This is a genomic window from Cupriavidus sp. H19C3, assembly GCF_049393815.1.
Classification (GTDB): Bacteria; Pseudomonadota; Gammaproteobacteria; order Burkholderiales; family Burkholderiaceae; genus Cupriavidus.
In genome coordinates this window covers 289,319-312,684 of record NZ_CP184985.1, presented here as the reverse complement: position 1 = coordinate 312,684, position 23,366 = coordinate 289,319, and the positions used below count along the sequence as shown (strand labels likewise).

General features: G+C 64.4%; 29 protein-coding genes. 25 read left to right on the top strand and 4 right to left on the bottom strand.

Features of this window, described 5'->3' with window-relative positions; translation table 11 throughout:
- Positions 1-144 precede the first annotated feature (144 nt).
- Positions 145-348 (bottom strand): helix-turn-helix domain-containing protein, encoded by a 204-nt coding sequence (locus tag DFLDMN_RS01465; protein WP_423196766.1) that lies wholly within the window; start codon positions 346-348, stop codon positions 145-147.
- A 108-nt stretch (positions 349-456) separates the two neighbouring features.
- On the opposite strand from DFLDMN_RS01465, the gene DFLDMN_RS01460 reads away from it, so the two are divergent.
- The 24 genes from DFLDMN_RS01460 (at position 457) to DFLDMN_RS01345 (ending at position 17,106) form a co-directional block, all read left to right on the top strand.
- Positions 457-1,116, top strand: a complete 660-nt coding sequence (locus DFLDMN_RS01460; protein ID WP_423196765.1) for an XRE family transcriptional regulator — start codon at positions 457-459, stop codon at positions 1,114-1,116.
- A 62-nt stretch (positions 1,117-1,178) separates the two neighbouring features.
- Positions 1,179-1,493, top strand: a complete 315-nt coding sequence (locus DFLDMN_RS01455) for a hypothetical protein (protein ID WP_423196764.1) — start codon at positions 1,179-1,181, stop codon at positions 1,491-1,493.
- A gap of 141 nt (positions 1,494-1,634) precedes the next feature.
- Positions 1,635-1,979, top strand: coding sequence for a hypothetical protein (locus tag DFLDMN_RS01450; RefSeq protein ID WP_423196763.1), 345 nt, complete (start codon positions 1,635-1,637; stop codon positions 1,977-1,979).
- A complete protein-coding gene (locus DFLDMN_RS01445) occupies positions 1,976-2,212 on the top strand; it encodes a hypothetical protein (RefSeq protein WP_423196762.1) in 237 nt (78 codons plus the stop codon). The genes DFLDMN_RS01450 and DFLDMN_RS01445 overlap by 4 nt, the downstream gene beginning before the upstream one ends.
- 65 nt (positions 2,213-2,277) lie before the next feature.
- Positions 2,278-2,502, top strand: coding sequence for a hypothetical protein (locus tag DFLDMN_RS01440; RefSeq protein WP_423196761.1), 225 nt, complete (start codon positions 2,278-2,280; stop codon positions 2,500-2,502).
- Positions 2,503-2,593: 91 nt separating this feature from the next.
- Positions 2,594-2,977, top strand: a complete 384-nt coding sequence (locus DFLDMN_RS01435; protein WP_423196760.1) for a hypothetical protein — start codon at positions 2,594-2,596, stop codon at positions 2,975-2,977.
- An 87-nt stretch (positions 2,978-3,064) separates the two neighbouring features.
- Positions 3,065-3,211, top strand: coding sequence for a hypothetical protein (locus DFLDMN_RS01430; protein WP_423196759.1), 147 nt, complete (start codon positions 3,065-3,067; stop codon positions 3,209-3,211).
- 26 nt (positions 3,212-3,237) lie between these two features.
- Positions 3,238-3,528, top strand: coding sequence for a KTSC domain-containing protein (locus tag DFLDMN_RS01425; protein ID WP_423196758.1), 291 nt, complete (start codon positions 3,238-3,240; stop codon positions 3,526-3,528).
- Positions 3,529-3,558: 30 nt separating this feature from the next.
- Positions 3,559-4,644 (top strand): hypothetical protein, encoded by a 1,086-nt coding sequence (locus DFLDMN_RS01420; protein WP_423196757.1) that lies wholly within the window; start codon positions 3,559-3,561, stop codon positions 4,642-4,644.
- Entirely contained in the window at positions 4,641-6,389 is a 1,749-nt protein-coding gene (locus tag DFLDMN_RS01415) for a YqaJ viral recombinase family protein (RefSeq protein WP_423196756.1), read from the top strand. The genes DFLDMN_RS01420 and DFLDMN_RS01415 overlap by 4 nt, the downstream gene beginning before the upstream one ends.
- Positions 6,390-6,414: 25 nt before the next feature.
- Positions 6,415-6,915 carry a hypothetical protein gene (locus tag DFLDMN_RS01410; protein ID WP_423196755.1) on the top strand — a complete coding sequence of 167 codons (501 nt, stop codon included), beginning with the start codon at positions 6,415-6,417 and terminating at the stop codon, positions 6,913-6,915.
- Between the two features lie 396 nt (positions 6,916-7,311).
- Positions 7,312-7,608 (top strand): hypothetical protein, encoded by a 297-nt coding sequence (locus DFLDMN_RS01405; protein ID WP_423196754.1) that lies wholly within the window; start codon positions 7,312-7,314, stop codon positions 7,606-7,608.
- Positions 7,605-7,946: a hypothetical protein gene (locus tag DFLDMN_RS01400; protein ID WP_423196753.1), complete on the top strand. Its 342-nt coding sequence runs from the start codon at positions 7,605-7,607 to the stop codon at positions 7,944-7,946. Before DFLDMN_RS01405 ends, DFLDMN_RS01400 begins: the two co-directional genes overlap by 4 nt.
- On the top strand, positions 7,943-8,332 hold the full coding sequence (locus tag DFLDMN_RS01395) for a hypothetical protein (protein ID WP_423196752.1): 390 nt from the start codon (positions 7,943-7,945) through the stop codon (positions 8,330-8,332). The genes DFLDMN_RS01400 and DFLDMN_RS01395 overlap by 4 nt, the downstream gene beginning before the upstream one ends.
- A complete protein-coding gene (locus DFLDMN_RS01390) occupies positions 8,329-10,113 on the top strand; it encodes a DNA cytosine methyltransferase (RefSeq protein WP_423196751.1) in 1,785 nt (594 codons plus the stop codon). Before DFLDMN_RS01395 ends, DFLDMN_RS01390 begins: the two co-directional genes overlap by 4 nt.
- Positions 10,114-10,151: 38 nt before the next feature.
- On the top strand, positions 10,152-11,204 hold the full coding sequence (locus tag DFLDMN_RS01385; RefSeq protein WP_423198499.1) for a DNA-methyltransferase: 1,053 nt from the start codon (positions 10,152-10,154) through the stop codon (positions 11,202-11,204).
- The gene (locus DFLDMN_RS01380; protein WP_423196750.1) at positions 11,201-11,722 is read left to right on the top strand and encodes an NUMOD4 motif-containing HNH endonuclease; all 522 of its coding nucleotides are present in this window, start codon (positions 11,201-11,203) and stop codon (positions 11,720-11,722) included. Before DFLDMN_RS01385 ends, DFLDMN_RS01380 begins: the two co-directional genes overlap by 4 nt.
- The gene (locus DFLDMN_RS01375) at positions 11,719-12,291 is read left to right on the top strand and encodes a hypothetical protein (RefSeq protein WP_423196749.1); all 573 of its coding nucleotides are present in this window, start codon (positions 11,719-11,721) and stop codon (positions 12,289-12,291) included. Before DFLDMN_RS01380 ends, DFLDMN_RS01375 begins: the two co-directional genes overlap by 4 nt.
- Entirely contained in the window at positions 12,288-12,632 is a 345-nt protein-coding gene (locus tag DFLDMN_RS01370; protein WP_423196748.1) for a DUF4031 domain-containing protein, read from the top strand. The genes DFLDMN_RS01375 and DFLDMN_RS01370 overlap by 4 nt, the downstream gene beginning before the upstream one ends.
- Before the next feature lie 253 nt (positions 12,633-12,885).
- Positions 12,886-13,146 (top strand): DUF4224 domain-containing protein, encoded by a 261-nt coding sequence (locus tag DFLDMN_RS01365; RefSeq protein ID WP_423196747.1) that lies wholly within the window; start codon positions 12,886-12,888, stop codon positions 13,144-13,146.
- The gene (locus DFLDMN_RS01360) at positions 13,143-14,264 is read left to right on the top strand and encodes a tyrosine-type recombinase/integrase (protein WP_423196746.1); all 1,122 of its coding nucleotides are present in this window, start codon (positions 13,143-13,145) and stop codon (positions 14,262-14,264) included. Before DFLDMN_RS01365 ends, DFLDMN_RS01360 begins: the two co-directional genes overlap by 4 nt.
- An 840-nt stretch (positions 14,265-15,104) precedes the next feature.
- On the top strand, positions 15,105-15,326 hold the full coding sequence (infA, locus tag DFLDMN_RS01355; RefSeq protein ID WP_008641674.1) for a translation initiation factor IF-1: 222 nt from the start codon (positions 15,105-15,107) through the stop codon (positions 15,324-15,326).
- Between the two features lie 243 nt (positions 15,327-15,569).
- Positions 15,570-16,043 (top strand): SixA phosphatase family protein, encoded by a 474-nt coding sequence (locus tag DFLDMN_RS01350; RefSeq protein ID WP_423196745.1) that lies wholly within the window; start codon positions 15,570-15,572, stop codon positions 16,041-16,043.
- Positions 16,044-16,272: 229 nt separating this feature from the next.
- On the top strand, positions 16,273-17,106 hold the full coding sequence (locus DFLDMN_RS01345) for a GNAT family N-acetyltransferase (protein ID WP_423196744.1): 834 nt from the start codon (positions 16,273-16,275) through the stop codon (positions 17,104-17,106).
- 124 nt (positions 17,107-17,230) lie between these two features.
- Here the strand turns inward: DFLDMN_RS01345 and ppx are convergent, their stop codons facing one another.
- Positions 17,231-18,763 carry a Ppx/GppA phosphatase family protein gene (gene ppx / locus DFLDMN_RS01340; RefSeq protein ID WP_423196743.1) on the bottom strand — a complete coding sequence of 511 codons (1,533 nt, stop codon included), beginning with the start codon at positions 18,761-18,763 and terminating at the stop codon, positions 17,231-17,233.
- 171 nt (positions 18,764-18,934) lie between these two features.
- On the opposite strand from ppx, the gene ppk1 reads away from it, so the two are divergent.
- Positions 18,935-21,016: a polyphosphate kinase 1 gene (gene ppk1 / locus DFLDMN_RS01335; RefSeq protein ID WP_423198498.1), complete on the top strand. Its 2,082-nt coding sequence runs from the start codon at positions 18,935-18,937 to the stop codon at positions 21,014-21,016.
- 72 nt (positions 21,017-21,088) lie between these two features.
- On the opposite strand, the gene phoR is transcribed toward ppk1, so the two are convergent.
- Both phoR and phoB read right to left on the bottom strand, forming a co-directional pair.
- Positions 21,089-22,429 (bottom strand): phosphate regulon sensor histidine kinase PhoR, encoded by a 1,341-nt coding sequence (gene phoR, locus DFLDMN_RS01330; protein ID WP_423196742.1) that lies wholly within the window; start codon positions 22,427-22,429, stop codon positions 21,089-21,091.
- Positions 22,430-22,628: 199 nt separating this feature from the next.
- A complete protein-coding gene (gene phoB / locus DFLDMN_RS01325) occupies positions 22,629-23,336 on the bottom strand; it encodes a phosphate regulon transcriptional regulator PhoB (RefSeq protein ID WP_423196741.1) in 708 nt (235 codons plus the stop codon).
- Positions 23,337-23,366: the final 30 nt, after the last annotated feature.

Genomic DNA, 23,366 nt, shown 5'->3' with positions numbered 1-23,366 from the left:
CACAGTTGCCACCACAGTCGGCCGGCGGGCCAAATAAAGGCGCCGCGAGAGGCGCCAGTGGAGTGCTGGTGTTACGCGGCAGCGCGATCGTCCGGGCCAGGCTTCGCGTCCACAACGACATTAGCGATTTCATCGAGATATCCACTACGCCGCGATCTGCGGCTGGTCCATGGCGATCGGCTGCATCGCCTCACGAATCTTGGCGTAGGTGCTCAAGTGGACGGACTCGACTTCACCATTGGCGATACGCGAGAGCGTCTTAGTGCTCAGACCAGTCTCTGACGCGATCTTGGTCCAACGGCCTTTGTTGTCCTCAAGCCACTTACGCAGCACCTTCATCTCTTCCATAGTGGGGCTCCCGCCGTGTCTAGACATAATCGTCTTAACAATACTAAGGCGCATCCGCCTGAAAATCAAGACACAAACGTCTTGATCCCATCGGTAGCATCCGATGCCATGGACAAAGCACTTCAAAATCTGATAGCGAATCTCAAGTCGCTCATCGGGCCGGACTCGAGATTCAAAAGCGAGGCCGCCATGGCTCGCGCTACAAACGTTCAACAGAAGTCGCTGAACCGCTTGCTAAAGGGAGAACAGGTCCCCTCCATCGAACTGATCGAGCAGATAGCCACAGGCTTGGGAATGCCTTTGGTGCAATTGCTTTCCGCGACTCGGCCCGACGCGGGAGACACGGACTTCGCGATGCTTCCGAGGCTGGACGTAAAGGCGTCAGCAGGGAATGGGAACCTGGTGTTCATTGAAACGGAGCGTGGTCGATTGGCTTTCCGACGTGATTTCCTGCGGCAGGAAGGCGTAAAAGAACCCGACGCCGTGGTCATCTATGCAGACGGAAACAGCATGGAACCGACCATTCCTGATGGAGCTGTACTCCTTGTCGACCTCGCAAAGAAGGAAATGGTCAACAACTCCATCCACGTGATCCGCGTCGAAGGTGAGATCCTGGTGAAGCGCCTGCGCAAGGAAATTGGAGGCGGGGTTCTGATCGTTTCAGACAACCCTGACAAGCATCGGTACCCGGACATCTCAGTGCCAGTCGACAAGGAAGAGTACGTTACGATCATCGGAAAGGTCTTTTGGATGGGAGCCAGGCTGTGAAACGCATGCTTGTATCGACCATAGCCACGTATCTTGTCGCGTCGTCAGCTCATGCAGCTCCGATGATTGACGTCCTAGCAGCCTTTGCGCCGACGCTGGACAGTTCCTACAAGGTCGTCGTAATGACCCACTCACCCGCTCCCGATGCCTATTGCGGGAAAGGATGGTTCTCTGGGCTGATCCTCCAGAACGAGCGGATTGCAGGCCGCCCTGGACTATCCAATTCAGTTGGATGTTGGAGTCTCGGTGCAGATTCACGTCTACTGACTTTCAGGTACTTCAGTCTGGAAGCTGGACGTGTTGTCGAGTTCAAGATCAAGGCTGAAGACACCCGCCCGATGAAGATGCGGGAAGACCTCCCACTGCTTTACGACTGATAGTCCAAATCCGACTCATAGAGAAAACTATCGGACATATCCGTCCGATTGAAACGTTTTCGTCTTACATAGACATTTTCGTCTTGTTATGTAGACGTTTCAGTCTTACTATAGCTCCATCAACACACCGATGGAGCCGCGATGCCAACCGCACTTCCCCCCTCAGCCGCCTATCAGCAAGCCCATGAAGCGAGGCAACGCGCTGGTGGCGGCCTGGCCTACTACGCCAAGGTCCGTCAGCCGCGCGAGCGCGCCGACCAGAAGCGCGCCCTCGTGGAAGCCGCCGGCCTGTTCTGGTCGGTCACGGGTGAGCTGACCACGCCGGCCATCGGCCGCACGCCTGCCTTCATCGCCTCCGATATCCGCCTCGTGCACGACGATGGCAGCGTGTCGGACGCCATGCTCGACCACCTGCACGCCGATTTCGTGGCTCACCTTGAGCAGCAGGCTGCCGAAGACATCGCCGAGTCGCGGAGGGCCGCATGAAGACCGCCGCCGACAACCACGCCTACGGCACCACCGCCGAGAAAGCGTTCCTCGACCAGATCGCTGAAGGCCCGCGAGCCGTGATGCTGCTGGCGAACTACATCGCCTCTGTCGACAAGCGCAAGGTCTGGAACGGCATCGACAAATACGAGGTCGTCGAATACGCCCGCGTGCTGCACGGCAACGCGATGGCCAAGGCCGCGACGATGCAACGCATGGCGAGGTCGGCATGAGCGCGCACACTCCTGGCCCGTGGGTAACGGCGGACGCATTCGGTCCCACTCCGGACGGACAGTGCGTGGGAGAGGTCGTCAACGGCTATCTCGTCGCTAGCACCACCGGCTACTTCGGCCGCGAGGGTGCAAAGGCTAACGCCCGCCTCATCGCGGCTGCGCCGGAGTTGCTCGAAGCGGCCCGCGCTGCCATGCAGTGCATCGGCGAACTATCCCCCACCCAAGCGCGCGTCGAGGTAGCCCAGATGCTGCAGCGCGCGCTGAAGAAGGCGACGGGAGAGCAATCGTGAGCCGCGACACCTTCTACACCGCCCTGCTCATCGCTGTCGCGCCGCCGCTGGTCGTGCTAGCCGCGACGCTTCTCGCCTCGATGGTGTCCTGATGAGCCGCGATCCGATGGCTGGCAAGTACCAGCGCGAGGCCAAGCACGAGTTTGCGATGGCGAGCCTCGTCCTCAAAGATGCCCCGGGTGAGCTGTCGTGGAGCTCATACGACTACGAGGCGTTCCGATTCGTTTCGCGCGACGTCACGTTGATCTTCTATCCGCATGCGACCAGCGGCACGGGCAACGTCAGCATCCGCGTGCGGCAGCAGGCCAGCAAGAAGCCAGGCCGCGCGTTGCGTCTGATGTCTTTGCTCTATATCGGCGCCGGCCACAACACCACGTTCTCATGGAAGCACATGGATCTGAACGCTGTCGGCAAGGTGGCGGATATCGGCCGTATCGAATACGGCTGGGCCGATCGGGAGGCACGCAATGCATGACATCGACCGCAACAACCGCTGGCTCGCCCGCGCCGCGCTGGTCGCGCTCGGCTGGGCCATCGTCGCCCTCATTCGCCAGGTGCTCGCATGACCTACGACCCCGAATCCAACGAGCTGCTGCGCCTGGTGAAACGCCAGCGCGCCATCGACTACGCGTGCGCGATCGGCTTCTGCGTCTGCGCACCCGTCATCTGGTACGTCGCTGTCGCCTATCGCGCCGGCGTGCTGTTCTGACCTTCACCACCCCGGAGATACGCCCCATGGAAACCACTGCCGTTCCTTCGATCGCGCTGCAGGAAGTCGACAGCAGCCAGATCCACAGCATCGGGTACGACGCCGCGAGCCAGACGCTCGCCATTCGCTTCCGCGATCGCAAGACCGACCAGCCGACGTCGCTGTACCACTACAGCAACTTCACGGCCGAGGACTTCGCCGCGTTCGAGCAGGCCGAGTCGAAAGGCTCGCACTTCGGCAAGCACATCAAGCCGTACGACAAGAAGTACCCGTACGCGAAGGTCGAGGCCAAGCCGGCCGAGCCGACCGCAGCCTGACCACCCCCTACCGCTTTAGGAGACGACACCATGACGTCCACTGCCCTCGCCGTGCGAAACGAGTTCGGCGCACAGCAAACCACCCACGCCCTCGTCGAGACCGCGTCCACGGCCGTCGCTGCGCAGGCGAAGGCGATGGTCGAGGCCCGCTACGTGATGGCGATGCAGCGCCCCCGCAACTGGGACGCCGTTCGCCAGACGCTGCTGCGCGAGTGCCGCCGTCCGTCCTTCGCGCACAACAAGAGCGCCTACTACCGCAAGCCGATTGGCCAGGGCGTCGAAGGCCTCGGCATCCGCTTCGTCGAGGTGGCGCTGCGCTGCATGACGAACGTCCTCGTCGAGACGTCGATGATCTTCGAGGACGACAGCAAGGAAGTGCACCGCGTGTCGGTGACCGATCTCGAATCGAACCTGACCTACCCGCTCGACGTTCGCGTGTCGAAGACGGTCGAGCGCTCGAAGCCGATGGACGATGGCAGCTTCCTCTCCGTGCGGAAGAACAGCTACGGCAAGGACGTCTTCACCGTGCCGGCGAACGACGACGACCTGCTCAACAAGCGCGCCGCGCAGATCTCAAAGGCGATCCGCACGCTCGGCCTGCGCATCATCCCCGGCGACATGCAGGACGAGGCCGAGGACATTATCAAGAGCGTGCGCATGGACGAAGCCGCGCGCGACCCGGACGCGGAGCGCAAGAAGGTGGCCGACGCCTTCGCCGGCATCGGCGTGAAGGTCTCCGACCTGCAGGCTTATCTCGGCCACTCGCTCGACAACTGCTCGCCGGCCGAACTGGTCGATCTGCGCGGCATCTACGGCGCCATCAAGGACGGCGAAGCCACATGGAAATCCGTCATGGACAACAAGGCCGAGCAGGACGGGAAGCCGCCGGCAGCTGGCGACGGCCCCAAGGCCGACCCCAAGCAGAAGCCTGTCTGCACCGATGAGGCGTTCAAGAAGAAGGCCCCCGGCTGGAAGAAGCAGATCGAGTCGGGCGCGAAGACCGTCAACGACCTGATCGCCATGATCGAAACCAAGGAATCGCTCACCGCCGACCAGAAGATGGAAATCGCTGGCTGGGCGACGCCTGCTGCTACCGAAGGCGGTGACCAAGAATGAAAATCCTCAACCTCACCCAAGGCTCGCCCGAGTGGCTCGAGTTCCGCATGCAGTACCACGGCGCGTCCGAGGCGGCGGCCATGCTCGGCCTCTCGCCGAACACGAAGCGCACCGAGCTGCTGCGCGTCAAGAAGACCGGCACGCCGAAGGAATTCAGCGACTGGGTACAAGAGCACGTGCTCGACTACGGCCACGAGGTCGAGGCGCTGGCACGGCCGCTGGTCGAGGAAGACCTCGGCGAGGATCTGTACCCAGTGACTTGCCGCGATGACGAGGGCTGGCTGTCATCGTCGCTCGACGGCCTGACCATGGACGGCACCACGGCTTTCGAGCACAAGCAGTGGAACGAGGCACTGGCCGCCAGTGTGCGCGAAGGGATCGTGCCTGACAGCCACATGCCGCAGTGCCAGCAGATCCTGCTCGTCACCGGCGCCGAGCGCGTGCGCTTCGTGGTGTCGGACGGGACGCGCGATCGCATGGTGTGGACAGACGTTGAGCGAGACAAGGCGTGGTTCGATCGCATCGTCCTCGGCTGGATGCAGTTCGACAGCGATCTCGCCAACCACGAACCACAGCCGGTCGAGGTGAAACCTCTCGGCCGCACGCCGGAGACGCTGCCCGCGCTCCACCTGGAGATGAGGGGCGAAGTCACCGCGAGCAACCTTGTTGCGTATCGCGACCACGCATTTGCTGTGTTTGCCGAGATCAATCTGGAGCCGTCAACCGATCAGGAATTTGCGGACGCCGACAAGACAGCCAAGTGGTGCGGCGACATCGAGGTCCGGATTGAGGCTGCCAAGGAGCATGCCCTGTCGCAAACGTCATCGCTCGACACGGCGTTCCGCATCATGGATGAGGTGAGCGCAGAGGCACGGCGCGTGCGACTGAATCTTGAGAAGACCGTCAAGGTGCGCAAGGAGATGATCAAAGAACAGATCATCCGCGGCGGCCGCGACGCGTTCACCGCGCACGTGAGCGGACTCAAGGCCGAGACCGGCGGCGCATGGGTGGAGATGGGCATGCCCGACTTCGCCGGCGCGGCTAAGGGCAAGCGCTCGGTGGACAGCATTCGCGACGCGGTGGACACGCTGCTGGCCAACGCGAAGATCGCGGCCGATTCGGCGGCGAAGCGCATTCGCACGAACATCGCCTACTTCGACGACGCCATCAAGGGGCACGAGGCGCTGTTCGCCGACCGTCTCGGTCTCGTGGTCAAGCAGCTCGACGATCTGCGCCTCGTGGTGGACACCCGCATCGCGAAGCACAAGGCCGACGAGGAAGCGAAGGAACAGGCGACGCGCGACCGCATCCGCAAAGAGGAAGCAGACAAGCTGCTCAACGAGCAAGCCATGCGCGCGCGCGGCGAGTATCCCAGCTTCGATGAGGCCATTGAAGCATTGGAACGCGGTGAGCATCTTGAGTACCGCCGCGCGCCGCAGGATCAGTGGCGCAACTGTGGGCCGAGTCATGAGATGAACGCCCACTTCTACTATCGCCGCGCGCCCGCAGCCGCATCCGCGCCCGCTCCTGTCCCCACGCCTGCGCCTGTTCCGGTCGCTTCGCGCACCGCGCCGCCCGCTCGCCAGCCCGTGCCCGTCACGCAGCTCACGCCGCGTAACCGCCAGCCGCGCCCGGCAGACGCCGAGATCGTTGCCGCGCTAGTCAGCCACTTCGAGGCCACCGAGGCCGAGGTGATCGGCTGGCTCTGCGAGCTCGACTTCTCGGCGTTCGACAACGCCGCCTGATCCCCTTCACCACCGGAGCCGACGAATGCTCGAACTCGACAACCAACTGACCAAGATCGTCCACGTCAACGTGCGCAACGAGCGCCACGGCGACGAACAGGTGCTCGGCATGGACATGCGGCTGCAGACGCGCATGTCGAACGACTCTCTGGCCATGTTCTCGCCCACGCTGAAGTCCAGCTTCTACCACAAGGACGACAGCGTGCAGGGCGACCTGGTGACTAGCGCCGACCACTTGCCCAACCTGAAGAACCCGAAGATCGGCGTGATCAAGTGGGACGGCACGTGGGAGCACCAGCTGCTCAAGATCCTCGACAAGGCGAAGAAGCAGGACGGCCTGACGCTCGACGACGTGCGCGTGAAGAAGCTGTCGATCGAGATGCAGGAAGGCGGGACGGTCTTCTACAACTACCTCGTCCAGGCCCACCCGGACGAGAAAACTGCGGCGCGCGTGATCGCGCTGCTCGGGCAGGAAGTGCACATGAGCCTGGGCGTCGATGAGGACGCGCAGGAGAGCGTCGAATAACGAATGCACCCCGAGAGGGCCGCGCGGCAGAGCATCGCCGCAATCCGACTGCCGGTCGAGCACTGGTCGTCAGGAGGTAGGCCCGCCATGAGACGTCAGAAGCCGAGTCTCCGGCAACTGGCTGGCACCAGCACCGCTGCTGGTCACCCGCCGCAAGATGGCCCCGCCGCAGGGGTCTGACGCGGCGCCGGACGCAGGGTAACCGGCACCCGATTTCAACGGGCGAAAGCGGATGCCGTCGGAAGGCAGTACGAGTAAGGCGGACGCAGCGAGTAGCCCACCCCTCAATGGGCGGACCGGCGGCAGGACAACGCCGAGTCCCTAAACAGCGCGCGACGCCTTTCTCCTTTGGATGGGATCGTCGCCGGTCTGCCCACCCTACATAGCGAGACCACCATGGACCAAACCATCAACATCGCCGACCTGGTTCGCCCCAAGTTCGAAGCAGGACAGGATGTTTTCGTCATTGGTCGCGATTATCGCGGTCGCATTGAGTCGGTTAGACCTTACCGGATCCAGACTATCCGCTTCACGGTTGAGATCGTCCACGACGCGCAGCGCCGCGGAAATCCAGTTAGCCGAAGCCAGAGCCTCCGCTACTACATGGTGGGAGCAGGCTCTGACGTTCCCGAAAGCAGCATCATCGCCAGCCTCGACGACCTGCCGGCCGCCGATCGGATGCCCGCGCCATGACCTGGCCCATCGACATCGCCACCCTGTCGCGCAACGACCGCCGCCTGCAGGAATGCATCGAAGACCGCGCGCTGAAGACCAGCGGACTTGAGCTCGACAACGCGAAGCTGCGCGCGACGGTCGCACGCCTGGAGTCCGAGGTCCGCGACCTGACCACCGCGGTCGAGACGCTGCGCACGGCACACGCGATCGCATCCACCAACCTGTTGCAAACCGAATCGATCATCGAGCGCATGGTGCGAGATGCCGCGCGCCACAGCGCCTGGCACCTCGGCCGGTGGGTCCGCTTCGGGCCTAAGGCGCAGGCCATCGATTCCGTCATCGCGAGGAAGCCATGAAGAGCACGAACACGCAAGCAATGAGCGAGGACAAGAAGAAGTTGCTATTGGAAGCTGCCGAGTACCTGTCGAAGGATGGTGCATTCATGAGCACCGCCGATGCATTGCGCGCCGCTCGGCTTATTCGATCAATCGCGCGCGAAAACACAGCCGCCCTCTCGCAGCCGCAATCCGGGGAAATCGAGGTCGAGATCGAAAGCGTTGGCAGCTGCATGCTTCAGACGAGGCGGGACGGCAACGGACGGCTCAAGGTGTTCATGCCTCAAATCACCGTGGCAGACATCATGCAACGCGTCAAGGTGCAGGCTGAACACGTCGATCTTCGGCCCGCCCCCTACCCCGCACACGGCGAGCCCGGCGCGCTTGAGCAGGGGGATGCGCTGTGATCAAACGCGTCTACAACAGCTTCGGCTTCTGCTGCGGTCTGGGCGGCGGCGCCAAGGGCTTCAAGAAAGCCGTCTCCCGCGTCGGCAACATGATCGGCACCTGGAAGTGCATCGGCGGCATCGACAACGATCCGGCCGCCGCCCGCGACTTCGAGACGTTGGTGGGCGTGCCCTGCACGGTGATGGACCTGTTCACCCGCGAGCAATACACAGCCTTCCACGGCGCCGAGCCGCCGGCGGGCTGGCGCGAGGCCACGCCGAACGACATCGTCCGAGCTGCTGGCCACCAGCACCCGCACTGCGTGTTCATCTCCAGCCCGTGCAAGGGCGCGTCCGGCCTGCTGTCGGAGACGCTGAGCCGCACGCCCAAATACCAGGCCCTGAACGAGCTGACGCTGCGCTGCGTCTGGCTGATGTGCGAGGCGTGGAAGGACGACCCGGTCGAGTTGATCGTCTTCGAGAACGTGCCCCGTCTGGCCACGCGCGGCCGGCACCTGCTCGACCAGATCGGCCAGATCCTGCGGCACTACGGCTATGCCGTGAACGAGACGACGCACGACTGCGGCGTAATCGGCGGGCTGGCTCAAAGCCGGAAACGCTTCCTCCTGGTCGCGCGGCACGTCGCCAAGGTGCCCGCCTTCCTGTACGAGCCGCCCGTGCGGCGCCTGCAGGGCGTCGGTACCGTGCTTGGTCGCATGCCGCTCCCCGGCGACACGACCGGCGGCCCGATGCACCGCGTGCCGGCGCTGCAATGGAAGACGTGGGTGCGCCTGGCGTTCGTGGAGGCCGGCAGCGACTGGCGCAGCCTGAACAAGCTGGCCGTGCGGGACGGCTACCTGAGCGACTACCTGATCCTGCCCGAGCGCCGCGGCGGCCATCCGGGCGTGGTGGACTGGCACGAACCGGCCAGCACCGTGGCCGGCGAATCACTGCCAACGAACGGCGCTTTCTCCGTGGCCGACCCGCGCCATGCTGCCGGGGCAGCGCAATACCAGCAGTACGGCGTGCTGCGCTGGGGCGAGGCTTCTGGCGCGATCACGGCAGGTACGAACCCCGGTCAGGGCACGTTCAGCGTGGCGGATCCGCGCCACACCGGCCCGGCTAAGCACAACAACGAGTATCGGATCGTGCCGTGGGCAGAAGCTGCCGGCGCCGTTACCAGTGCGCACGGTACCGGCCAGTGCGTTGCCGACCCTCGCCGCGACGGCCCGGCATTCGGCAAATACGCGGTGACGCCATGGAACGAGGCTACCGGCACGGTGATAGCCGGCAGCACCACCGGTCAGGGAGCATTCGCGGTAGCCGACCCGCGTCCAGGCATGCGGCGCGAGCGCGGCGACAACTACCTGACGGGTGGCCATTACGGCGTGGTCGGCTGGGATCAGCCCAGCGGCGCCGTGTCAGCGGCAGCCGGCCACGACAACGGCCGGTGGTCAGTGGCCGACCCGCGCCTGCCAGCCGCTAACGAGAAGGTGGTGGCCATCATCCGCGCGCTGGACGGCACGTGGCACCGCCCGTTCACCACGCTGGAACTGGCCGCGCTGCAGTCGCTGATCGAACCGGAGGAATACCTGGAATTGGATGGCCTGAGCGATCAGGCCTGGCGCGAGCGCATCGGCAACGCGGTACCACCTGACGCGGCCGTGGCCATCGCCGAGGTGATGGGCACTACGCTGATGCTGGCCGAGACGGGCGAGACCTTCATGCTGTCGTCGACGCCCGTGTGGGTGCGGCCGGTGGCCATTGCGCTGACGGTGGCCCAGCAAACGGAGGCGGCGTGACCCTCGACCACTGCTACCAGGGCGACTGCCGCGACGTCATGCGATCGCTGATCGCCGACGGCGTGCGCGTGCAGTGCATCGTCACCAGTCCGCCGTACTGGGGCCTACGCGACTATGGCGTGGCCGGCCAGCTCGGCATGGAGCCAACGCTGCGCGAGTTCATCGATAACATGGTCGACGTGTTCGAGCTCTGCCGCGAGCTGCTGGCCAACGACGGCACGCTGTGGCTGAACATGGGCGACAGCTACGCGGGCTCGTGGGGATCTCAGGGGCGCGACTACAGTGGCGTTGCCGAGACGTCACTGAGCGCGCGGCAGATCGCAGCGAGCCAGCGCAAGGTCAGCGGCACTGGCAAGATCCGCGACGAGGGCATCAAGCCCAAGGATCTCATGGGTCAGCCCTGGCGCCTCGCCTTCGCGCTGCAGGACGCAAGCTGGTGGCTCCGCCAGGACATCATCTGGAACAAGCCGAACCCGATGCCGGAAAGCGTCCGCGACAGATGCACGAAGGCGCACGAGTACTTGTTCTTGCTCACGAAGAGCGAGCAGTACTACTACGACCAGGTCGCGATCCGGGAGCCGGCGACGTACGGCGCCACGCCGACTGGTGTTGGGTTCGGGCACGGGTATGACGCGGATCCGAAAGAGCGCGTGCGCGTGCCTGCAGGCTGGGACACTGGCGAAGGCGGTCACCGCTCGATGAGCGGTCGCTACTCGAAGCGCAACAGCTTCGCGCGCGAGACAAAATACACGTCCGGTGAGCATGGACAAAAGGCTCAACATCGACCCGATCGAGAGGATGTCGATTACAGCCAGACTCGCAACCGGCGTAGCGTCTGGACGATTGCCACGAAGCCGTACAAGGGCGCCCACTTCGCGACATTTCCGGAGGACTTGGTCGAGCCTTGCATTCTGGCCGGCTCGCGCCCGGGCGACATCGTCTTTGACCCGTTCATGGGCTCGGGCACGGTGGCCAGCGTAGCCCAGCGGCTCGGCCGCCGGTGGCTGGGCGCCGAGCTGAATCCCGACTACATCGCCCTTCAGGCTGAGCGCACGCGGCAGCCGGGGCTCGTTCTGGAGGCGCAATCGTGAATGAGCCCACCGGCGCCGTATGGAAGCCAGTACCAGGATACGAAGGGCGCTACGAGGTCTCCGACGCTGGCCATGTGCGCTCTCTCAGTTCGTATCGAGCAACCAGCGGCGGCATCCTGGCGACTTGGGTCCAGAACAAGGGCTACCACTACGTGACCCTGCGCAGCGCGAACGGCACCAAAAAGAGCTTCGCCGTACATCGCTTGGTGCTGGAGGCTTTCGTCGGGCCGCGGCCTGCCGGGAAGCAAGCCGCGCACGCCGATGGAAATCCCGCTCATAACTCGTTGACGAATCTGCGCTGGGCCACTGCGAAGGAGAACATTGCGGACCGAACTGCGCACGGACGGACTCGAAGCGGTGAACAGAACGGATCCGCAAAGCTCGATCGGTTTGTGGTTAGGACGATCAAGCGCCTAAAGGGAACAAACGTGTCCGCCTACGAAGTTGCTCGGCTCGCATGCATATCTCCCTCTACCGTGCAAAGCATCTGGAACAACGAAACATGGAGTCATGTATGAAAGAGCGGCCGATATTGTTTTCCGTGCCTATGGTCCGCGCCATCCTCGGCGGCCGGAAGACGCAGACGCGGCGTGTGCTAAAGCAGGCGATCGGCCCGAGCCTGAGTGTCGGCTGCGAAGACGGCGTAGCGGAACTGTCGTGGCTGCACGGCGACGGCCCAGGCCACGAGGTGCACGAGACGATCAAGCGTGTGGCTTGCCCGTATGGCCTGCCCGGCGATCGCCTGTGGGTGCGGGAGACATTCTTCCCCGCGCCCGCCTCTCACGGTGGCGGTTGGCACTACAAGGCGACCGAGGCCGATGACTTCATGCCGTCGATGCCGTGGAAGCCCAGCATACACATGCCACGCGCAGCATGCCGCCTCGTGCTGGAGGTCACCGGCGTGCGCGTCGAGCGACTGAACAACTGCAGCGAGGCCGATGCGGCGGCCGAAGGCACGAGCCTGGACTTCATGCACGACACGCACCGCGCCGCGTTTCGCGAGCTGTGGCACTCCATCAACGGCGCCGAGTCGTGGAATGCCAACCCCTGGGTATGGGTCGTCGAGTTTCGGAGGATCGGGCCATGACCGTCTACGTCGACGACATGTTCCAGCAGCCCATGGGCCAGTTCTGCCGCATGAAGATGTCGCACCTGATCGCCGACACGCAGGCGGAGCTGCTCGCCATGGTCGACACGATCGGCGTGCAGCGGAAATGGATCCAGCATGCGGGCGAGCCGGGCGAGCACTTCGACATCGCCATGGTGAAGCGCGAGCTCGCGATTGCCGCCGGCGCGGTGCCCATCACGCTGCGGCAGTGCGCGGCGATGTGTTTCCGCCGCCGGATTGAAGGTGTCCTCGGCGCGCCAGCCGAAGCGGAGGCATGGCGCGACGCCTGGTCGAGAAATCTCAAACGGGAGCTGGCATGACGGACGCCCATATGGCCCGCGTCTTTCTCGCCCAGGCGCGCGCGGCGAGACGCCACCCGGCATGGCACGCGAAACTACTATCGTGGGCGGCCGCCCGTCGCCGGAGGTACGCCGCGTTGCGACGCACCGGCCTTCCGGCGCAATACGACCTGTTCGACGATCGATTCACCGGATGACCGCAACAGAACACGCATTTTCCGCAACAGCAGCACGCATTATCGAAACGACTCGCCAGCTTTGGGGGGATGGGACCATGAAGACAGGATGGATGACCGAAGAAGACCTGCAGGAGCTGACCGGCAAGAAGCGCTGGTCGGCGCAAGCGCGCTGGCTCGAACAGGCGTTCAGGATCGAGCCGCTGCGCCGCGGGGACGGCCGGGTCATGATGACGTGGGAAACGTACCGCGCGCTGGAAGCGAAGAAGGCCGGTGTCGGCAACGCCGAGGTGGTGCAGCTGACGCCCACCGCGCGCCCGACGCTGCGCAAGGTCACCTTCCAAGGGCGCGCGGCATGAACGCACGCCGGCGGCAGACGAACCTTGGCATGCCGAACCGCGTGTACCAGCGCGGCGCCAGCTTCTACTGGGTGCGACCGAGCGACCAGAAATGGATTCGGCTGTGCCGCGTAGACGAGGGCCAGCGGAAGATGCTCGCCCGGTTGGCCGTGGAGATCGGCGACTTCGAGGCACACGCCGGCACGGGCGACATGGCGCCTCTGATCGCCGAATACGTGCGGCTGCACAAGGCCGAGCATCGGGAAAAGGCCTGGCCCGCGTACGGGCGCTACGCGGAAGAGTCGTTCAAGGACGCCAACCTGGCCGCCATTGCGCCGGCGGACGTCGCCGAGTTCCTGCGGCTGAACTGGGCTGGCAAGCTGCACATGCAGCGTGTCATGCGCTCGTTCATGTCCGGCTTCTTCGACTGGTGCATCGGCAAGCGCCTGATCGCGGTGAACCCATGCCGCGAGGTCAAGCTGAAGAAGCCCAAGGCGCGCGACGTGTATATCTCGGACGCCCATTTCGTGGCCATCCGCGCCAAGCTGCTCAGCTACGTGCGAAAGACCAAGGAGGGCCAGGAGATCGTCAGCAAGGTGCCGGCCGGCGACATGATGCAATGCTTCGTCGACCTGTGCTACCTGACGGTCCAGCGCTCCACCGAGATCAGGCTGCTCCGCTGGAAGCCCGAGGCGGGCACCGCTGGCGGCGCGTCATGGGTGGACTGGGACGCCAAGGTGATCCACTTCGTGCCGACCAAGACTGAGGACAGCACGGGCGAGGCGGTGGACTGGCCAATCACGCCGCAGATCGAGAAGGTGCTGAAGCGGGCCCAGGCCACGGGCAAGGTGAAGAGCAGCCAGTACGTCATCCACTCGATCGACGGCCAGCCGTACGCGGCCAATGCCCTGCTGACGGCGTGGAAACGGGCGGCGCGCCGGGCCAAGCTGGAGGATGCGGGGTACACGGTCAAGGACATCCGTGCCAAGGCGCTGACGGATGCCGAGCGGGCTGGCTACAGCATCGAGCAACTCCAGGTCGCCGCCGCGCACGCCGACTCGAAGACGACGGAAATCTACGTGAAGTCGCGGTCAGTGCCGGTCAGCGAAGTGCGCCTTAAGCTGCCTAAGGCGGGTTGATACCCTTCCAATATGCCGCCTATCGCCACCCGGAAAGCCGCATGCTGCCGTGGTGCTATTTGCCGGAAAATATTGGAAGCCAAATAGCCATATCCGATTATCTGGCGCGGCCTGCAAGGCTATTTTGGTTCTGCTTTGGGATCAGAGGGTCGTAGGTTCGAATCCTATCGCTCCGACCAGTTTTTGCAGTGCTGTTTTTGCAGTGTTTTGCGATGTTTGACGTTTGGAATCGGCCCGTACCGCTCGGTACGGGCCGTTTTTCTTGAGGCTGTCGTTGCATGGCCTCTCACTGCCTGGCCGCTCACGGGCTTCCCGTGCGCTCCAGCGCCTCCCCGCGGCGTCTGCCCCGAGCTCCCCAAGGCCCGGATTGGCTGCAGCCGGGACGACCATCTGGCCCCGCCGGGCTCCGTCACCAAGCTTGTCGTGACAGCCCCTGCCATTGCACCGCGTCAATGCCGCCAGCCCGCCCCGGCAGGCAGTTTGCGGGCCTCCCGACGGCGCGGCTCGTGATATAATCCGACGTCAGTTTCGGGTATCTGAGCATGCCCTGTAACCGGGCGGCGCCTCCAGGGCGCCGTATGCATTTGTGGCGCCGATTTGTGGCACCGATTTGCGGCGCCAGCGTCATTTGCAATCCACCTGCCCATCCCCATCTCCATCGCATGGTCAGGCGCGCCCGGAAACACCTTGCCCGCCTGTCCCGCAACCTACGCGCGGTCGCGTCTTCATTCTTTATCATCGACCGCGAGACAAGGCGATCGGCGGGTGTCTTTCCCTCGATCCCGGCTCGATTCTCGCATTCAACCCACGCAGCCTGGAGCTGCCCGCAAAGGATAAACATTGGCTAAGGAAGAACTCATTGAATTCGGTGGTGTGGTGTCGGAAGCCCTGCCCGACAATCGTTATCGCGTGACGCTGGAAAACGGCGTCGAGATCTGGGCCTATGCCTCGGGCAAGATGCAGAAGCACCGCATCCGCATCCTGGCCGGCGATCGCGTGACGCTGGAAATGTCGCCCTACGACCTGACCAAGGGCCGCATCAATTTCCGCCACAAATCCTGAGTTCGACTCCCCAGAGTTCGATGCGTGCTGGATAGCGTGGCAGCTGTCACGGGAGTGACACTGCCCCGCCACATACTGGCAGGTTGACGTCGGGCCGGGCGCTGCCCCTTCGCGCCGACCCTCCCGCGGACCCTCGCGTCCATCCCGGGCGTACCACTTGAGACGGCCACCACGGCCTTGCGTCGGGCAATGCGCCTGACCATACTCAAGGCCATACGACAGACCACCGGAACCTGCCAGTCCATGAATCTGATTCTGTGGCGCCATGCGGAGGCAGAGGAATTGCCCCACGCCCTCGGCCTCTCCCGCAATGCCGACCTGCAGCGCCCGTTGACCCGACGCGGCCACAAGCAGGCGGAGGCGTCGGCCAGATGGCTGCGCCAGCACCTCCCCCACAAGTACCGTGTCATCGCCAGCCCCGCGCTCCGAACGCGCGAGACCGCGGCCGCCCTGGGTGCCGAGGTCCACATTGCCGCCGCGCTCGCCCCCGGCGCCGACGTCAGCGAGGTACTGGCCGCAGTCGGCTGGCCGGTTGGCGAGGACACCGTGGTGGTAGGTCACCAGCCCTGGATCGGACGCCTGGCGAGCCTGTTGCTGGCCGGCGACGAAATTCCGTGGAGCGTGCGCAAAAGCGGTGTCTGGTGGCTCACGAGCCGCACGCGCGAAGCGGAGGCGCAAATCGTGTTGCGCGCCGTGATCAACCCGGAATTTCTCTGACTGCCGTGTCGGACACGTCTTTGCACGGTCGACATGTCATAATTCTGTATCCTAGCATTCACATTTCACGAATTGCCCATGGCGTCTGGGCTGCAAGCCGGTTAGAGTCAAACCCGGCACCCATGAAACGGCCCGTTTCGTCACAGAATCGTCATAGTGGATTCACGGCGCTGTCACTGGGCGTCTCTACATTGTTTCGAAGCCGTTTCGTCACCGAAAGGACACACTGATGCGAGACCTTCCGACGCCTACCCAGCCGATTTTCGACTCCTTGCCGACGAGCCTTCCGGGCCAGTCGGCGCGGAGGCGTCTTCCTCGTCAGCAACCCGATCAAGCGAATGCGGCACCTGCTTTCATCGTGGCGTGGGCTCGCCACCAGGACGAAGTAGAAGAGGCGCAGCGCCTGCGCTACAAGGTCTTTGCCGAAGAAATGGGCGCCCGCCTGCAAACCTCGACGCCCGACATGGACGTCGACATGTTCGACGCCTATTGCGACCACCTGATCGTGCGCGACCAGGAGACGCTCAAGGTCGTCGGCACCTACCGCGCGCTGCCCCCGCATCAGGCCAAGCGCCTGGGCTGCCTCTACGCGGAATCGGAATTCGACCTGGTGCGCCTGGCGCACCTGCGCCCCAAGATGGTCGAAGTGGGCCGCTCGTGCGTGCACCGCGACTTCCGCTCGGGCAGCGTGATCATGGCGCTCTGGGGCGGGCTGGGCGAATACCTGCAGCGCTACGGCCTGGAGTCGATGCTCGGCTGCGCAAGCGTGCCGATGAGCGATGGCGGCCACTATGCGGCGAGCCTGCACCGCCAGTTCTCGGAGCGCTCGCTCGCGCCGATCGAATACCACGCATTTCCGCGCCTGCCGTTGCCGGTGGAAGACCTCAACCAGACGCTGGACGTGGAACCGCCGGCGCTGATCAAGGGCTACCTGCGCCTGGGCGCACGAATCTGCGGCCTGCCGGCCTGGGATCCGGACTTCAACGTGGCGGACTTCCTCACGCTGCTGCGCGTGCGCGACATGAACCCGCGCTATGCCCGGCACTTCCTCGGGCTGAAGTAATGCGCATGTGGCAGGCTACGGCGTTGCAGGCCTGACACCAAACGAGAACGGCGACCCTCGCGGGTCGCCGTTTTCTGTTTTGATGCCACGATCCAGCGGAGAGAGAGCCGCCAACGCCCTCCCCTCAGGCGTACACCACCTTGTAACGCTTGCCGATTCGCTCCCACTCGTCCGCCTCCTGCCCAAGGCTGTATTCGACCAGGGGGTTGGCATCGATCCAGACCTTGGGCAGGCGCACCTCGAACCCTTCGTCGAGCGCATCCGACCGCTGCCGCACGCGAATCTCCGGCAGCTTCACATCGGCGCGACGGCGGCATAGCACGAATGCCAGACGCAGGCTGAACAGCATGCGCCAGTCCACGAACTTGCCGCTGCCCGACAGCTTGCCCAGCTTGCCCGCATGCCCCAGCAGCAGCGTGGCCAGCCGCGCCTGGTCGGTCTTGGAGAATCCTGGCATGTCGGCATGGGTGGCGATATACGCCGAATGTTTGTGATAGCCGCTATGCGAGATCGACATGCCGATCTCATGCAGGCTCGCGGCCCAACCCAGCAGCGCGAGATTGTCTTCGCGCCGCTCGTGCGGCGGCTCGGGAAACTGCGACAGCAACTCACGGGCGGCATGGCCCACGCGGACCGCTTGCGCGCGATCGACGGCATAGCGGCGCATGAACTGGTCCACGGTGACGGTGCGCATGTCCTCGTGATGGCTGCGGCCGAGCAGGTCGTACAGCACGCCTAGCCGCAAGGCGCCGTCGGTCACGTCCATGCGATCGATATCGAGCTCGGCAAACACGCCCAGCATGATCGATAACCCGCCCGGCAAGACCGGAATGCGGTCCGCCTTCAGGCCCGCCAGCTTGACGCGATTGGTGTTCTCGGCCTTGATCAGCGCGCGCTTCAGGCGTTCGAGGCCCTCGCGCGTAATGCCGTGCTCGGCGGGATTGTCGTTCATGCCGTTGAGCTCGATCAGCTCGGCGAGCGCACGCGCCGTCCCGGACGACCCCACCGCCTGTTGCCAGCCGGCCGCGCGATACTGGCGCACCAGCACCTGGATCTCGCGGCGCGCGGCCAGCTCGGCCTGCTTCATCGCATACTCGTCGACATTGCCGCTCGGAAAGAAATGACGGCTGTGCGAAACGCAGCCGATATAAAGGCTTTCCATCAGCTTGGACTGATATCCGCTGCCGATAATGAACTCGGTGGAGCCGCCGCCGATATCGACCACCAGCCGGTTGCCCTGGCACGCCGGCGCATCGTGCGAGGCGCCCAGGTAGATCAGGCGCGCCTCTTCGCGGCCTGCAATGACTTCGATCGGGAAGCCCAGCGCATGCTCGGCCTCGATCAGGAATTCCGATGCGTTGCGGGCCACGCGCAGCGTGTTGGTGGCCACCGCGCGCACGTGCTCGGGGGCAAAGTCGCGCAAGCGGTCACCAAACCGGCGCAGCGCCTCGATGCCGCGGCGGCGCGCGGGCTGGTCGAGATATTTGTCGGGCGTCAGCCCGGCGGCAAGCCGCACTGGCTCACGCAGGGCGTCGACCTGGAAGATCTGGCTGGCGGGTCCGGAGGCCGTCGGGGTTTCGTCCACTCGCCCGATCATCAGGCGGAAACTGTTCGAACCCATGTCTACGGCGGCCAGCAAGCGTGGTGTTGGTGTCATCGCATCCTAAAGCGCGGGGGTCTGTGCACGGGGGCTGCCGGCTGGCGGCATGGCATCAAACCCCGTAAATTATGTCCTTGTCATGTCGCGATCATGACACTTTCAAAGTGTCATGAAACTGACATGCTTCTATGGAACAGTCGCCACATTACCAAAAGAATATTCATGACCATGTCGACGACGCCGCCCGGCACTTTGCTGAACCGTGAGCTGGGCATCCTGGAATTCAACGGGCGTGTGCTCGCGCAAGCGGCCGACCCCGCCGTACCCCTGCTGGAAAGACTCAAGTTCATCTGCATCGTGTCCAGCAACCTGGACGAATTCTTCGAGATCCGGATGGCAGGCCTCAAGGAGCAGATCCGCGACAACGCGGCGGGCATGACGCCCGACGGGCTCTCCTTCCTGCAGACCTACCAGCTCGTCACCGAGCGCACCCAGCGCCTGGTGGCCTCGCAGTATGACATGCTGCAGAACGTGATTTTCCCGGCGCTGGAAAAAGAAGGCGTGTTTTTCCACCTGACCAGCACCTGGACCGACGAGCAGCGCAGTTGGGCGCGCGATTTCTTCCTGCGCGAGCTGGGCCCGGTGCTCACGCCGATCGCGCTCGATCCGGCCCACCCATTCCCGCGCGTACTCAACAAGAGCCTGAACTTCGTGGTCGAGCTCTCGGGCAAGGACGCCTTTGGCCGCGACGCCGACCTGGCCATCGTGCAGGCCCCACGTGCACTGCCGCGCGTGGTCAAGATGCCCGAAAAGCTGTCTGGCTACCCGTACGGCTTTGTCATGCTGTCGTCGTTCATGCAGGCGTTTGTGCATGAGCTGTTTCCCGCGATCGAGGTATTGGGCTGCTATCAGTTTCGCGTCACGCGCAATTCCGATCTGTTCGTCTCGGAAGACGATATTACCGATCTCCGCGAAGCGCTGCAGGGCGAATTGCCGGCGCGCCATTTTGGCGATACGGTACGCCTTGAAGTGTCGTCGGACACGCCGGCGCCGCTCGCCCGCCGTCTGCTGCTGGAGTCGGGCCTGGCCGAACAGGACCTCTACCGCGTGAGCGGCCCGGTCAACCTGGTGCGGCTGATGCAGATCCCCGACCTCGTCGACCGCCCTGCCCTCAAGTACCCGCCGCACGTGCCGGCGACGGTCAAGGCCTTTCCGCCGGGCGTGCCGATGTTCGATGTCATCCGGCAGCAGGACGTCCTGCTGCACCATCCATACGAAAGCTTTGCCTCGGTACTCGACCTGCTCCAGCTCGCCGCGGCGGATCCCAACGTGGTCGCCATCAAGCAGACCGTCTATCGCACCGGCAACGAGTCGGCCGTGATGGAAGCGCTGATGACGGCCGCGCGCAATGGCAAGGAAGTGACCGTGGTGGTGGAGCTGCTCGCGCGCTTCGACGAGGAGACAAACATCAACTGGGCCGAGCGCCTGGAATCGGCGGGCGCGCATGTGGTCTACGGCGTGGTGGGCCACAAGTGCCACGCCAAGATGCTGCTGATCGTCCGGCGCGAGGCCGCCGGCGCCAAAAGCAAGTCGGTCCGGTTGCGCCGCTATGCCCATCTCGGCACCGGCAACTACCATCCGCGCACGGCCCGGCTCTATACGGATTTCGGCCTGCTCACCGCCGACGAGAAGATCTGCGAGGACGTGCACCACGTGTTCCAGCTGCTCACGGGCACCGCCGGCACGATTCGCCTGAACCACCTCTGGCAGTCGCCGTTCACGATGCACACCAACCTGGTCGAGCATATCCGTGCCGAGGCACGCCATGCGCGCGCGGGCAAGCCGGCCCGCATCATGGCCAAGATGAATGCGCTGCTGGAGCCGTCGATTATCGAGGAACTGTACAAGGCCTCGCGCGCGGGCGTCCGCATCGACCTGATCGTGCGCGGCGTGTGCGCCTTGCGCCCCGGTGTGCCCGGCATGTCCGAGAACATCACGGTACGCTCGATCGTCGGGCGCTTTCTCGAGCATCACCGCGTCTATTACTTCCGCGCCGACGGTGACGAGGTACTGTATCTCTCCAGCGCGGACTGGATGGACCGCAACCTGTTCCGTCGCGTGGAAGTCGCCTTCCCCATCCTGGACAAGGCGCTCAAGGCAAGGGTGATCAAGGAAAGCCTGCAGATTCATCTGCGCGACAACGCCTCGGCATGGGTCATGCAACCCGACGGCGAGTACGTGCGCAAGATGTCGCGGTCCAAGGCGAAGCACGTCAGCCAGTTGGAACTGCTGGAGATCTTCGGCGCATAGCGCAGCGCGCCGAGGGGCGCGCCGGGATCAGGCGGCTCCGATCACGCCCGTGGGCCCCCACGGCCCCGCGGTTCACGCCACATGTTGCGGGGCATCCGTGCGCTGGGCCGGCTCCGGCTCATAGCCGCTGCGATCCTTCGGAAACACCACGCGGAACGTGCTGCCCCGCCCGACCTCGCTGGTTACGCGCAGGTCGGCATGGTGGCGCGACAGCACGTGCTTGACGATGGCCAGGCCCAGGCCGGTGCCGCCGGTATCGCGCGAGCGGCTGCGGTCGACGCGATAGAAGCGCTCGGTCAGACGCGGAATATGCTCGGGCGCGATGCCCAGGCCCGTATCGCTGACCGAGAACACCGCCTGCCCGTCGGTGTACTTCAGGCGGATGGCGATGCGGCCGCCCTCGGGCGTATAGCGCACCGCGTTGGAGACGAGGTTGCCCAGTGCCGAGAGGATTTCCAGTTCGGCACCGCGCAATACCACCGCAGGGTCGATATCGGCCTCGATCTGATGATGTTCCTGCGACAGCGCCTCGGCGTCGTGCACCAGGTGCGCGGCGAGCGCGGACACATTGATGCGGTCGAGCGGCGGCGGCTGTACATCGCTCTCGAGCTTGGCCAGCGCCAGCAGGTCTTCGACGATGCGCTGCATGCGCCGCGACTGCACCAGCATCAGGTCGATATAGCGCAGGCGATCTTCTTCCGAGACCGGCAGGTCGCGCACCGTTTCCAGAAAGCCGGTCAGAACCGTCAGCGGCGTCTTGAGTTCGTGCGAGACATTGGCCACGAAGTCGCGCCGCATGGCCTCGGTGTTCTCCAGCTTGGTGATGTCCTGGGTCAGCACCAGCTTGCGGTTTTCCCCGTACGGCAGGATCTGGACGGCGGTGACATTGCGCTTGTGCTCGCCCATGTCGCGCATGACCAGCGGCTCGTCATAGCGCTCGCGCGTGAGGTAATGGACGAATTCTGGCCGCCGGATCAGGTGCGTAATGCGCTGGCGCACGTCGCGCCGCGCATTGAGGCCGAAATGCTGCTCGGCCACGTCGTTGCACCATTCGATCTGGTCGGCATCGTCGAGCATCAACACGCCATACGGCGAGGCCTGGATGGCCTGGATAAAACGCGTGTGTTGCTGCTCCACCTGCAGCACCTGCGTGCGCCAGCGCTTGACCAGACGGTGCAGGCGGTAATACACCTCGCCCCACAGCCCGAGCGCACTGGGAATCTCGCCGTAGGCCGGAGCATCGAGCACCTTCCACAGGCGATTGATCTGGAACAGGTAATACGCCAGCAGGGCAAACAGCGCCACGCATAACAGCGACAGCGCCGGCACCGCGCCGGCGAAGGCGTAGGCCACGGCTGCCAGGACTGCGAGGGCGACCAGGGCGGCGGCGGATCGGGCCCAGATGATATTCATGCGAACGAGTGGGAATCAGGCAAGCGGTGACACCGCTGTTGCGGTCAGAGTGTGCCACGAGTTTATGACAACGGGCAGATTCCCTGCCAGCGCGGGGGTGCGTCGGCGATCGGAGAGGCCGTGGCGAGGACGGCTTCCGCACCCCTCCTGCCGAGGGACGCGGAATATGGCGCTGATATGGCCGCCGGAGGGCAGCCGGTCAGTGGTTGGGCGAGCGCGCGAGGCGATAGCCGCTGCCGCGGACTGTCTCGATCATGTTGCTGTAGCCACCGGGGGTGAGCGCGGCGCGCAGGCGTTTGATATGGACGTCGACGGTACGCTCTTCCACGAATACGTGGTCGCCCCAGACCTGGTCCAGCAACTGCGAGCGGCTGTGCACGCGCTCGGGATGGGTCATCAGGAAATGCAGCAGGCGGAACTCCGTCGGGCCGAGATCGAGCTTGATCGGACCGCTCTCGTCGTGCCCGGTCACGCGATGCGTGGCCGGGTCGAGCCGCAGGCCGTTGATGGCGACCACGTCGTCGGTCAGCTGCGGTGCGCGGCGGCGCAGCACGGCCTTGATCCGCGCCAGCAGCTCCTTCGGCGAGAACGGCTTGGTCACGTAGTCGTCCGCACCGGCCTCCAGGCCCATCACCTTGTCCTGCTCCTCGCTACGCGCGGTCAGCATGATGATGGGGATCTGCTTGGTGCGATCGTTGGTACGCAGCTCCTTGGCGAAGGTCGCCCCCGACTTGCCCGGGAGCATCCAGTCCAGCAGCACCAGGTCCGGCAGCACGTCGCTCATCAGCGACAGTGCCTGCTCGGCGTTATAGGCCCGGATTGGATAGTGCCCCGCGTGCTGCAGGTTGACGGCGATCAGTTCCGCGATCGCCGGTTCGTCCTCGACAACGAGAATACTGCTTGGCATTTATAAGTTCTCCGCAACGTCAGTCAGGCC